Source organism: Streptomyces minutiscleroticus, assembly GCF_014650875.1.
Taxonomy (GTDB): Bacteria; Actinomycetota; Actinomycetes; order Streptomycetales; family Streptomycetaceae; genus Streptomyces; species Streptomyces minutiscleroticus.
This window is the reverse complement of sequence record NZ_BMVU01000061.1, coordinates 22,992-34,777: the sequence shown is the minus strand read 5'-3', so window position 1 is coordinate 34,777 and position 11,786 is coordinate 22,992. Positions and strand designations below refer to the sequence as shown.

Here is an 11,786-nt window from a genome sequence, read left to right as displayed (position 1 = left end):
ACGGATACGCCCCCGGCTCCCCCAGCTTCTCCACCGGATCCCACCCCGCAAGGGCCTCCGGACCGTAGACCGGCTCGATGGGCAGACCGGACTCCGATGCGCGAAATCTGTCCGTCAAATCTCGTTCACGTCCTCGGTTGTCGTCACCGTGCCACTTCAGTCGATGCGACAGCAGTATCGGGGCCCGCGGTGCCGTCCGGTCCCCCTTACGCACCCCTGTATCGGCCCCCGCCGGCCGGGGACGCGGCATGCCGCACGCACACGTCCGGCCCCCTGCGGGACATCCCGCGGGGGGCCGGACGATGTGCGAGGGCGGCGGTGGCCGTCAGTCGAGGACGCGGATCGTGCGCGCCGGGCACAGGTCCTCGGCCTGCCGGACGTCCTCGCGCAGTTCCTCGGCGGGTTCCGGCTGGAGGACGACGACGATGCCGTCGTCGTCCTGGTCGAAGACCTCGGGGCTGAGGAGCGCGCACTGGCCGGCGCCCACGCACCTGTCGGTCTCGGTGGTGACACGCATGAGGGGTTGTCCGATCGGGTCGGCCGTCACCAGGTGACGGGCAGTTCGTAGACGCCGTAGACCATGGCGTCGTCCTTGAAGCGCAGCCGGTCCCGCTCGGCCGCGAGCCGCAGTCCGGGGATGCGGCGCAGCAGGGTGCCGTAGACGACCTCCAGCTCCACCCGGGCGAGGTTGGCCCCGATGCACTGGTGGATGCCGTAGCCGAAGGCGAGGTGGCTGCGCGCCTCCTTGCGGTGGATGTCGAGGGTGCCGGGGTCGGGGAAGACGGACTCGTCGTGGTCGGCCGCGTTGTTCAGCGCGAGGATGCCCTCGCCCGCGCGGATGGTGACGCCGCCCACCTCGATGTCCTCCACGGCGACCCGGGCCGTGCCGGAGTCGGAGATGGAGAAGACGCGCAGCAGCTCCTCGATGGCGTGCGGCAGGAGGGAGGGGTCGGCCTGCAACTCGGCGAGCTGGTCGGGGTGCTCCAGCAGGGCCAGCACACCGAGCGCGATCATGTTGGCGGTGGTCTCGTGGCCGCCGACCAGCATGAGGCGGGCCATGGTGACCACGTCGACGTGGTCGGCGACCTGCTCGGTGCGGTTCTTCTCCAGGAACCGGCTGATGAGGTCGTCGCCGGGCTCGTTCTCCTTGAGGGTGACGAGCTTGTCGAGGTACATGTCCAGGGCCTGCACCGCGGCCCCGTACTCCTCCGGGCTCAGCTCGTGGTTCATCATCGCCGCGGACCACTCCTCGAACTGCGCGTGGTCCTCGTAGGGGACGCCGAGCAGCTCGCAGATGACCAGCGACGGCACGGGCAGGGCGAGCGCGGTGACCAGGTCGACCGGGCCGCCCGAGGCCAGCATCGCGTCGATGTGCTCGTCGACGATCTCCTGGATGCGCGGGCGCATCTCCCGCACCCGCCGGGCGGTGAACTCGGGGATGAGCATGCGCCGCTGGGCGGTGTGGTCCGGCGGGTCCATGGACAGCAGCATCAGCCGCACCTGCGCCAGCATCTCCTCGGGGATGTGGAACTGGTGCGGGTAGCCGGGCAGTTTGAGGTTGGAGCTCACCCGCGCGTCGCCGAGCACCTGCCGGACGTGCTCGTGCTTGGTGACCAGCCAGGTCGGCTTGCCGTTGACCTTCAGCTGTGCCCGGGAGACGGGCTCGTTCTCCCGCAGTTCGGCGTACTCGGCCGGCTCGCTGAACGGGCAGGTGCGCCGCATCGGGAACTGCGGCAGGGCCGACGTCTCGGGTGCCGTGTCGGCGGACTGGGTCATGGCTGCCTCTCGGACGGTCTCGGTGACGGGAAGGGGGTGCGGGGCGGGTCCGCCGTCACCAGGTGACGGGCAGTTCGTAGAGGCCGTAGACGATGGCGTCGTCCTTGAAGCGCAGCTCCTCGGCCGGGGCGGCCAGGCGCAGGGTGGGGATGCGCTCGAACAGCGTGGAGTAGACGACGTCCAGCTCCATGCGCGCCAGGTTCTGGCCGACGCACTGGTGGACGCCGTAGCCGAACGCCACGTGGCTGCGGGCCGCCTCGCGGCGCACGTCGATCCGGTCGGCCTCGGGGAAGACGGACTCGTCGTGGTTGGCGGCGTTGTTCAGCGGCAGGATGCCCTCGCCGGCGCGGATGGTGACGCCGCCCAGCTCGATGTCCTCCTTGGCCACGCGCGCGGTACCGGCGTCGGAGATGGAGAAGACGCGCAGCAGTTCCTCCACCGCGTTCCTCATCAGCTCCGGCTCGTCACGGACGGCGGCCAGCTGCTCGGGGTGCTCCAGCAGGGCCAGCGTCCCCAGGGCGATCATGTTGGCGGTGGTCTCGTGGCCGGTGACCAGCATCAGCTTGGACATGCTGACGATGTCGGAGTGCTCGACCGCCGGGGTCTCCCGGTTGAACGCGATGAGCCGGCTGATCATGTCGTCGCCGGGCTCGCTCTCCTTGGCGGTGACCAGCCCGTCGACGTACCGGTCCAGCTCGTAGTGGGCCCGGCCCCGCTCCTCCTCGCTGATCTCGTGGCTCATGATGGCCCACGCCCACTCCTCGAACCGGCCGTGGTCCTCGTAGGGGACGCCGAGCAGCTCGCAGATGACCAGCGAGGGCACCGGCAGCGCGAGCGAGGAGACCAGGTCGACCGGGGCGCTGTTGCCCTTGGCGAGCATCTGGTCGATGTGCTCGTCGACGATCCTCTGCACCCGGGCGCGCAGCTCGCGCATGCGGCGCACGCTGAACTCCGGGGTCAGCATGCGGCGCTGGACCGTGTGGTCCGGCGGGTCCATGGAGAGGAAGGTGAGCGGCACCGACCGGAGCGTCTCCTCGTCCACCGGGACCTGCAGCGGGTAGCCGGGCAGCTTCAGGTTGGCCGTCACCCGCGCGTCGCCGAGCAGCTTCTTGTAGAGGTCGTGCCGGGTGACCAGCCAGGCCGGCTTGCCGTTGACCTTCAGCTGCGCCCGGGAGACGGGCTCGTTCTCGCGCAGCTCGGCGTAGGCGGACGGCGGGCTGAAGGGGCAGGCCCGCCGCATCGGGAACTCCGGGAGCCCGGCCTCACGGGCCGGTTCGGCAGGTGCAGTCATGATGTCCTCTTCGCACGGGAGGGGGACGCGCCGGCTCCGGGGCAGGTCCGGGCTCGGCGCCGCCGCGGCGCGGTCGGCCGTCCCCCGCACGCTAAGCAGCCGGAACCGAGGTCCCCCACCCCTAGCCGCCCCTAAGGCGACGGGAAGGAGAGCGCGTGGTCGGACCGGGTGTGTGAGGCATCCGACACCCCGTCCGGCTAGGGGCGGTTAGGGGTCGGGCGGCGTCCCGGGGGCCGGTTAGCGTCGGCTGCGGACCACGGCAGATGCAGGTCGAACCCGCACCCGGCTCTGGCGGCGTCCCGGACGGTCCCCTTCCCGGCGGCCGCCGCCGTCATCCGCAGCCGAGCAGAGGTGATCAGCGTGTCCCCGGACCCCAGCGCGAAGGGCCCCCTTCCCAGCGCGAAGGGCACCGTCCCCTTCGGGGAGTACCGGACCTGGTACCGGGTGACCGGTGAGCTCGGCGCGGGCCGCCCGGCGCTCGTCGCCGTGCACGGCGGACCCGGCAGCACCCACGACTACCTGTTGCCGCTGGCCCGCCTCGCCGAGGACGGCTGGCCGGTCGTCCACTACGACCAGCTGGGCAACGGCGGCTCGACCCACCTGCCCGACAAGGACACCGACTTCTGGACCGTGGAGCTGTTCCTCGACGAACTCGCCAACCTCGTCGAGAAGCTGGGCGTCGCCGACGACTACGTGCTGTTCGGCCAGTCCTGGGGCGGCCCCCTGTGCGCCCGGCACGCGATGACGGCCCCGCCCGGCCTGCGCGGCCTGGTCGTCGCCAACGCGCCCGCCTCCTACCCGGTCTGGCTGGAGGAGATGGCGCGGCTGCGCGCCGAGCTGCCGCCCGGCACGCACGAGACCCTGCTGCGGCACGAGGCGGCCGGCACCTACGACAGCGAGGAGTACCTGGCGGCCATGCGGGTCTTCTACGACCGCCACGTGTGCCGCCTCACGCCCTGGCCCCGCGACTTCCTCTCCTCCTTCATGGAGATCTACAACGACCCGACCGTCTACTACGCGATGAACGGGCCCAACGAGTTCCACGTCATCGGCTCCCTGAAGGACTGGTCGATCGTCGAGGAGCTGCACACGATCAGCACCCCGACCCTGGTGATCAGCGGCCGCCACGACGAGGCCACCCCGGCCGTCGTCCGGCCGTACCACGAACGGATCCCGGGGGCCCGCTGGGAGGTCTTCGAGGACTCCAGCCACCTGCCCCACCTGGAGGAACCGGAGCGGTTCCGCGAGGTGATGACCGACTTCCTCAAGGGCCTGTGACACCGGCGCGCCCGCCGGCGCCGGCGCACGCGTCCACGACCACCGTGAAAGGGGGCGGGAACACCGCCATGGCGTACGACACCGCTCTGGTCTTCCCCGGCATGGGACCCGTCCCGTTCGCCGAGGTCGGCAGGTTCATGGTCGCCAACCCCATCGCCCGCGAGCTGGTCGCCGTCGCCGACGAGGCGCTCGGCTACTCGCTCGTGGACGCCTTCCGGCTCGCCGAGGGCGACTACTCGGAGGCGGCCCAGGTCGCCTTCTTCGTCAACTGCCTGGCCTGCGCCCACTGGGCCCGCGAGCACCTGGGCGTCGAACCCGACGTCGTCGCCGGGCCCAGCTTCGGCGAGAAGGCGGCCCTGGCCTACACCGGCGCGCTGGAGCTGCCCGACGCGGTCCTGCTGACCGCCGGCATCGCCCGCTGCCTGGAGGAGTACTTCGCCGAGGAGCACCGGGACGTCGTCACCCTGTCGTTCGTGCGCGCCCCGGCCGAGGGCCTCGACGCGATCCTCGCCGAGCTCGACGAGGCGGGGGAGTGGCACGAGATCTCCTGCCGCATCGACGACGGCTTCTACATGGTCTCGCTGTCCGAGCGCCGGGTGGAGTGGATGCAGGAGCGGCTGCGCGCGATCGGCAGCCTGCCGCTGTACACCATGCGGCCGCCCATGCACGCCTCGGCCTTCCGGCCGCTGCGCGACAAGGCCGAGCGCGAGGTGGTGTCCCGCTACACCTTCTCCGACCCGAAGCTGCCGGTCGTCGCCGACCAGGACGGCCGGCTGCTGCACACCGGCGAGGAGCTGCGCACCATGCTGCTCGACGGCTTCGACCACCCCATGGACTGGCCGAGCGTCACCACGGCCCTGGAGGACGCGGGCGTCCGCCGCCTGTGCGTCGCCGGGCCGGACACCCTCTTCGGCCGGGTCCCCCGCACGACCCGCACCTTCGACGTCGTCGCCGCGCAGCCGCGGCTGGCGATGACGCCCCGGCGCCCGACACGCGCCGCCTGACCCCAGACCCGTTGGAGGCCCCCATGTGGGACGAGCAGTTCGAACAGATACTCCGCCCCTTCCTGCCCTTCCTGCCGCCGCAGGAGGAGCTGACGCCCGGGACCGAGCTGAAGGACCTCGGTCTGGACTCGCTCGGCACGGTCCAGCTGCTCGGCACGCTGGAGGAGACCTACCAGGTGCACTTCCGCGACAGCGCGCTGACCATGGACACCTTCCGCACCGCCGGGGTGTTGTGGGAGACCGTGGAGAGCATGCTCCAGCGCACCGCGGGCTGACGGGGCGGCCACTGTGGACCCCACCATGGACGGCACGCTGTCCGGACGGTTCCTGCGCGGCCTGGCCCTGTCGCCGGACCGGCCCGCGCTGCGCGCCGACGGCGTCGACACCACCTACCGCGCACTGCACGAACGCGCCCTGGTCCTGGCCGGCTCGCTGCGGGCCGGTCTCCCGGACCGGCCGCCCGCCGTGGGCGTCCTGGCCGGCAAGGGGCCCACGGCGTACGCGTCCCTGCTGGCGGGCCTGTACAGCGGCGTCACCGTCGTCCCGCTGCAGCCCGCCTTCCCCGCGGCCCGTACCCGGCAGATGATCGAGGCCGCCGGGGTCGGCGCGCTGCTCGCCGACGACGGCGCGCTGCCCGCCCTGGCCGCCCTGCACGAGGCCGGTGTCACCCTGCCGACCCTGTTCGCGCCCGGCGGGCAGCCGATGCCGGCGCTGGCCGTCGACGCGGACAGCGCCCTGAAGGCGCCGATGCCCGCCAGGCCCGAGGACATCGCCTACGTGCTGTTCACCTCCGGTTCCACCGGCCGGCCCAAGGGAGTGCCGGTCACCCACGCCAACACCGCGCACTACTTCGGCCTGCTGGACGAGCGCTACGACTTCGGCCCGCACGACGTCTTCTCGCAGGCCTTCGACCTCAACTTCGACTGCGCGATGTTCGACCTGTTCTGCGCCTGGGGCGCCGGCGCCACCGTCGTCCCCGTCCCGGCGCGGGCGTACGCGCACCTGCCGGAGTTCGTGGCCGAGCAGGGGATGACCGTGTGGTTCTCCACGCCCAGCGCGATCTCCCTGGTGCGCCGCACCGGCGGACTCGTCCCCGGCGGAATGCCGTCGCTGCGCTGGAGCTTCTTCGCGGGGGAGGCGCTCGGCTGCAGGGACGCCGAGGACTGGGCGGCCGCCGCGCCGGGCACGACGCTGGAGAACCTGTACGGGCCGACCGAGCTGACCGTCACGATCGCCGCGCACCGGTGGTCGCCGGGACGGCACCTGCACGACATGGTGCCCATCGGCGCCGTCCACCCGGGCCACGAGGTGCTGCTCCTCGACGCGTCCGGCGCGCCCACCACCGCCGGCGAGGGCGAACTGTGCGTCGCCGGGCCCCAGTCGACCCCCGGCTACCTCGACCCGGCCGACGACACCGGGCGGTTCCTGGACCACGGCGGCCGGCGCTTCTACCGCACCGGCGACCGGGTGCGGTACGCGGACGACGGCGCACTGCTGTACCTGGGCCGCCAGGACGCGCAGGTCCAGGTGCACGGGGTGCGCGTGGAGCTGGCCGAGGTGGACGCCGCCGTGCGCACCTGCGCGGGCGTCGAGGACGCGGTGACCGTGGCGGTGCCCGTGGACGGCACGGTCGAGCTGGCCGTCTTCCACACCGGTGAGCCCGTGCCGCCCGCCCGGCTCGCGCGCCACCTGAGGGAGCTGCTGCCGGCCGCGGTCGTCCCGCGCGCCTACCACCACCTGGACGCGCTCCCCCTCAACTCCAACCGCAAGACCGACCGCAGGAAGCTCGCCTCCCGGGCCACGGCCATGCGACAGCGGCCCGCCGGGGCCGGGAGCACGCACGAAAGGCGGCAGGTGTCGCAGTGAACGGTGAATCGACAGCGGGGGCGCGCACCGGCGCCCTGGTGCACGACCTGCTCGACGAGGCCACCGCCGAGTGCCCCGACGCCTGGGCGGTCACCGACGGCGCGGGGCGGTGGACCTACCGGGAGCTCGCCGCCCACAGCCACGCCGTCGACGTCTGGCTGGAGGCGCGCGGGATCGGCCACGGCGACCGGGTCCTGGTCCAGCTGCCCAGCGTGCGCGAACTGGTCGCGCTGCTGTACGGCACCGCACGCCGCGGTGCCGTCCTGGTCCCCGTGAACACGGGCATGAAGGACTACCACCTGCGCGCGGTCGTCGAGAACGCCGAGCCCGCGCTGGTCGTCGTCACCGACCCCGCCGTGGAGCGGATCACCGCCCTCGCGGACGGCGTGCCGGTCCTCGGCCTGGACGGGGTGTGGCGGGAGATCGCGGAACTGCGCGCGGTGGAGGCCCGCTCCAGTGGCGCCCAGGTCGGCCCCGAGGACATCGCCGTCCTCGTCTACACCTCCGGCTCGACCGCCGCCCCCAAGGCGGTGATCTGCCCGCACGGGCGGATGGTCTTCGCCACCGAGGCCATCGGCCTCGAACTCGGCTACCGCCCCGACGACGTGGTGTTCTGCCGCTTCCCCATCTCCTGGGACTACGGCCTGTACAAGGTGCTGCTCACCGCCGCCGGGCGCAGCGAGATCGTGCTCGCCGACGGCGAGTCCGACCTGGTGCTGCTGCGCCGCATCCGGGAGACCGGCGCCACCGTCGTGCCGATCGTGCCGTCGCTGGCCACCATGCTCTGCGCCCTCGCCGAACGCGAGCCGCGCCGGGAGTCCCGCGTGCGCATGTTCACCAACACCGGTGCCGCGCTGCCCAAGTCCACCGCCGAGGGGCTGCGCGCGGCGTTCCCCGGCGCGGAGGTGGTCGTCCAGTTCGGGCAGACGGAGTGCAAGCGCGTCTCCGTGCTGCCGCCCGCCTTCCGGGACGCCAAGCCCGACTCGGTCGGCCGCCCCCTGCCCGGCACCCGCGCCTTCGTCGTCGACGAGGAGGGCACCCCGCTGCCGCCCTGGGAGACCGGCGAGATCGTGGTCGAGGGCCCGCACGTCATGCCCGGCTACTGGCGCGCCCCCGAACAGACCGCCCGGACCTTCCGGCCCGCCCCCGACGGCGGACTGCGGCTGCACACCGGCGACTTCGGCCACGTCGACGAGGACGGGTTCCTGTACTACGAGGGCCGCCGGGACGACGTGTTCAAGCACAAGGGCGTGCGCATGAGCACCACCGAGATCGAGGCCGCCGCCACGGACGTCCCCGGCGTCCGCGCCGCCGCCGTCCTGCCGCCCGCGCCCGGCCGCGACCTCGCGGTGTTCGCCGCGGGGGAGATCGACCCCCATGTGCTGCTGCGCGAGCTGTCCCTGCGCCTGGAGCCCGCCAAGGTGCCGGGCGTCAGCCGCGTCGTCGACGAGCTGCCGCTCACCGCGCACGGCAAGCACGACCGCAAGCAGCTCGCCCGCATCCTGGAAGGAAACGCGCCGTGACCGGCCCCACCGAGCTCGCCAAGCGCTTCGGTACCCCCTCCTACGTCTACGACCTGGAGAGGGTGGCGGCGGCCCGCGACGACCTGTTCGCCGCGCTGCCCGACGAGATCGACCTGTTCTACGCGGCCAAGGCCAACCCGCACCCGGAGCTGCTGCGCGAGCTGCGCTCCGGCGGCACGCGCGCCTGCCGCGCCGAGATCAGCTCCGTCGGCGAGCTGGACGCCGTCCTGCAGGCCGGCTTCCGGGGCGAGGAGATCCTCTACACCGGCCCCGGCAAGACCGCCGAGGAACTCGCCGAGGCGATGAGCCTGGGCGTACGGCTGTTCTCCGTGGAGTCGCCCGGCGACCTCCGCCGCGTCGGCGCGGTGGCGTGCGGACTCGACGTCACCGCCGACTGCCTGGTCCGCGTCAACAACGCCACCGGCGCGGCCGCCACCAGCATCCGCATGACCGGCGTGCCCTCCCAGTTCGGCTTCGACAGCGAGACCCTGCCCGGCCTCGCCGCCGAACTGCGCGACGTGCCCGGCACCCGCGTCGCCGGACTGCACTTCTTCCCGCTGAGCAACGCCAAGGACGAGGCGAGCCTCATCGCCGAGTTCCGCCACACCGTCGCCACCGCGGCCGCCCTCCAGGACGCCCTCGGCGTGCCGTTCCGCCTCCTCGACATCGGCGGCGGCTTCGCGGCGCCGTACGCGGTGCAGGGCGGGCGGCCGGTCTACGGCGAACTGCGCGAGGCCCTGGCCGCGACGCTCGACGAGCACTTCCCCGGCTGGCGCGGGGGCGCCCCGCGCGTCGCCTGCGAGTCGGGCCGCTACCTGGTCGCCGACAGCGGCACCCTGCTCACCAGCGTCGTCAACGTCAAGGACAGCCGCGGCCAGCGCTACCTGGTACTGGACGCCGGCATCAACACCTTCGGCGGCATGTCCGGCCTCGGCCGCATCATGCCGGTCTCCGTGGAACCGCACGAGTCCGTCGCGGCGGACGGGGCGCCCGCGAGCCTCGCCGGCCCGCTGTGCACCCCGGGCGACCTGCTCGGCCGGAACGTACCGCTGCCGGACCTCGCGCCGGGCGAGCTGCTGACCGTGCCCAACGCCGGGTCCTACGGCCCCACGGCCAGCCTGCTGATGTTCCTCGGCAGGCCCGCCCCCGCGGAGGTCGTCGTCCGCGGCGACGACCTCGTCTCCGTCTCCCGCATCCAGCACATCCGCACCTACGAACACGGGCAGGCCCTGTGATGAGTCCCTCCTCGACGACCACCGCCCCCGGTGCCCGGCCCGTGCTCGTGGCCGGCGGCATCTCCGACTCCCACACCTGGAACCTCGTCTACCTCCAGCTCCTGCTGGAGGAGCACGGGTTCCGCGTGGTCAACCTCGGCCCCTGCGTGCCCGAGGAACTGCTCATCGCCGAGGCCCTGGCGCACCGCCCGGCCCTCATCGTGGTCAGCAGCGTCAACGGCCACGGCTACCACGACGGCATGCGCACCGTCACCCGGCTCGGCGAGCACCCCGAACTCGCCGACGTGCCCGCGGTCATCGGCGGCAAGCTCGGCATCGCCGGACCCTGCGGCGACGAGGAGGCGGACGCGCTGCGCGCCGCCGGGTACGACGCGGTGTTCGACGACAGCGCCGAGGGCGTCGCCGCCTTCCGGCGGATGCTCGACGGGCTGCCGCAGCGGGCCCTGGTGTGACCGGCGTCGGGTTCGGCGCCTTCGTGCGCCGGGCTCACGACGCCGGCCGGCTGGTGGTCCAGCCCCGCATGGGGATGAGCAGCCCGGAGCGGATGCGGGCCGGGCTGCTCGCCACCCGCGACGCCGCGGCCACGACCGTCGGCACGCTCACCCTGGACAGCTACACCAGGGTCGGCGACCTGGAGTCGGCCAAGCTGGCCGTCCTGGAGGGCGTCGCCCTCAACGGCTACCCGCTCGTGAGCCACGAGAGGGAGACCACCCGCAAGGTCCTCGACGGCGTCCTCGGACCCGGCTTCCCCGTGCAGGTCCGGCACGGCTCGGCCGCGCCGCAGGACATCTTCCGGGCGCTGACGGCCGTCGGCCTCGACGCCTCCGAGGGCGGCCCGGTCTCCTACTGCCTGCCCTACGGCCGGGTCCCGCTGCGGGACTCCGTCGCCCACTGGGCCGCCTCCTGCGAACTGCTCGCCGCCCTGCGGGAGTCGGGCGCCGAGCCGCACCTGGAGACCTTCGGCGGATGCGTCCTCGGCCAGCTCTGCCCGCCCGGCCTGCTGGTCGCGGTCAGCGTCCTGGAGGCGCTGTTCTTCCACCGGCACGGCATCCGCAGCATTTCGGTGAGTTACGCCCAGCAGACGCATGAGCGACAGGACGCCGAAGCGGTGGCCGCGTTGCGCAGTCTGTGCGCGCGATTCCTTCCGGACACCGAATGGCACGTCGTCGTCTACGCGTACATGGGGCTGTTTCCGGAGACGGAGGAGGGCGCCTACCGGCTGCTCGGGAAAGCGGCGGAACTGGCCGTCTCCAGCGGTTCGGAACGCCTCATCGTGAAAACCGTCGCGGAATCCCGTCGCATTCCCTCGGTGGCCGAGAACGTGGCCGCCCTCGAATACGCGGCGGCGGTCGCCGCACGCACCGGGCGCGCCCCGCTCGAGGGCACCGGGAACCAGACGTACGCCGAGGCGTCCGCGCTGGTCGAGGCGGTACTGAACCTGGACGACGACCTCGGCGCGGCGCTGCTCGCCGCCTTCGCCCGGGGATATCTCGACGTTCCGTACTGCCTGCACCCGGACAATTCCGGAGCCACCCGGAGTTACATCGACGAGGACGGCCGGCTGTGCTGGGCGGACATCGGGAGGATGCCGCTGAAAGGCATCGCCGACGTCCGCGCGGCCCATGCCGTCACCTCGGCGGATCTGCTCGATTCCCTGTCCTATGTACGTCGTTCCTTCGACCGGTACGGCCCCGGCGGGACGCGGGAGCCCCAGGCCCCCGCCCCTAGGGGTGCGTAAGGGTGTGGCCTTTTCGGGGCCGTCACTACGGTGTGGAAAAAGGTGAGGAAAACCGGTGTCGGCCGAAAGTGGAGA

General features: G+C 72.7%; 11 protein-coding genes. 8 read left to right on the top strand and 3 right to left on the bottom strand.

Going from position 1 to position 11,786, the window contains the following annotated elements; translation table 11 throughout:
- Positions 1-325: 325 nt before the first annotated feature.
- Genes IE271_RS34310 through IE271_RS34300 form a run of 3 tightly spaced genes read right to left on the bottom strand, consistent with a single transcriptional unit; the run spans position 326 to position 3,067 of the window.
- Positions 326-517: a ferredoxin gene (locus IE271_RS34310; protein ID WP_190194391.1), complete on the bottom strand. Its 192-nt coding sequence runs from the start codon at positions 515-517 to the stop codon at positions 326-328.
- A 26-nt stretch (positions 518-543) separates the two neighbouring features.
- A complete protein-coding gene (locus tag IE271_RS34305; RefSeq protein WP_190194390.1) occupies positions 544-1,776 on the bottom strand; it encodes a cytochrome P450 in 1,233 nt (410 codons plus the stop codon).
- 55 nt (positions 1,777-1,831) lie between these two features.
- Entirely contained in the window at positions 1,832-3,067 is a 1,236-nt protein-coding gene (locus IE271_RS34300) for a cytochrome P450 (protein ID WP_190194389.1), read from the bottom strand.
- Between the two features lie 360 nt (positions 3,068-3,427).
- Here IE271_RS34300 and IE271_RS34295 point away from each other — a divergent pair, with 360 nt between their 5' ends.
- The 8 genes from IE271_RS34295 to IE271_RS34260 all read left to right on the top strand — a co-directional run bounded on the left by IE271_RS34295 (position 3,428) and on the right by IE271_RS34260 (position 11,711).
- Entirely contained in the window at positions 3,428-4,345 is a 918-nt protein-coding gene (locus IE271_RS34295; protein ID WP_190194388.1) for a proline iminopeptidase-family hydrolase, read from the top strand.
- A 68-nt stretch (positions 4,346-4,413) separates the two neighbouring features.
- A complete protein-coding gene (locus IE271_RS34290; RefSeq protein ID WP_190194387.1) occupies positions 4,414-5,349 on the top strand; it encodes an ACP S-malonyltransferase in 936 nt (311 codons plus the stop codon).
- A gap of 23 nt (positions 5,350-5,372) precedes the next feature.
- Entirely contained in the window at positions 5,373-5,624 is a 252-nt protein-coding gene (locus IE271_RS34285; protein WP_190194386.1) for a phosphopantetheine-binding protein, read from the top strand.
- Positions 5,625-5,649: 25 nt separating this feature from the next.
- A complete protein-coding gene (locus tag IE271_RS34280) occupies positions 5,650-7,215 on the top strand; it encodes an amino acid adenylation domain-containing protein (protein ID WP_190194385.1) in 1,566 nt (521 codons plus the stop codon).
- Positions 7,212-8,738, top strand: coding sequence for an AMP-binding protein (locus tag IE271_RS34275; protein WP_190194384.1), 1,527 nt, complete (start codon positions 7,212-7,214; stop codon positions 8,736-8,738). Before IE271_RS34280 ends, IE271_RS34275 begins: the two co-directional genes overlap by 4 nt.
- A complete protein-coding gene (locus tag IE271_RS34270) occupies positions 8,735-9,973 on the top strand; it encodes a type III PLP-dependent enzyme domain-containing protein (protein ID WP_190194383.1) in 1,239 nt (412 codons plus the stop codon). Before IE271_RS34275 ends, IE271_RS34270 begins: the two co-directional genes overlap by 4 nt.
- Positions 9,973-10,425: a cobalamin B12-binding domain-containing protein gene (locus IE271_RS34265; protein ID WP_190194382.1), complete on the top strand. Its 453-nt coding sequence runs from the start codon at positions 9,973-9,975 to the stop codon at positions 10,423-10,425. Before IE271_RS34270 ends, IE271_RS34265 begins: the two co-directional genes overlap by 1 nt.
- Positions 10,422-11,711, top strand: a complete 1,290-nt coding sequence (locus tag IE271_RS34260; protein ID WP_190194381.1) for a methylaspartate mutase — start codon at positions 10,422-10,424, stop codon at positions 11,709-11,711. Before IE271_RS34265 ends, IE271_RS34260 begins: the two co-directional genes overlap by 4 nt.
- Positions 11,712-11,786 lie beyond the last annotated feature (75 nt).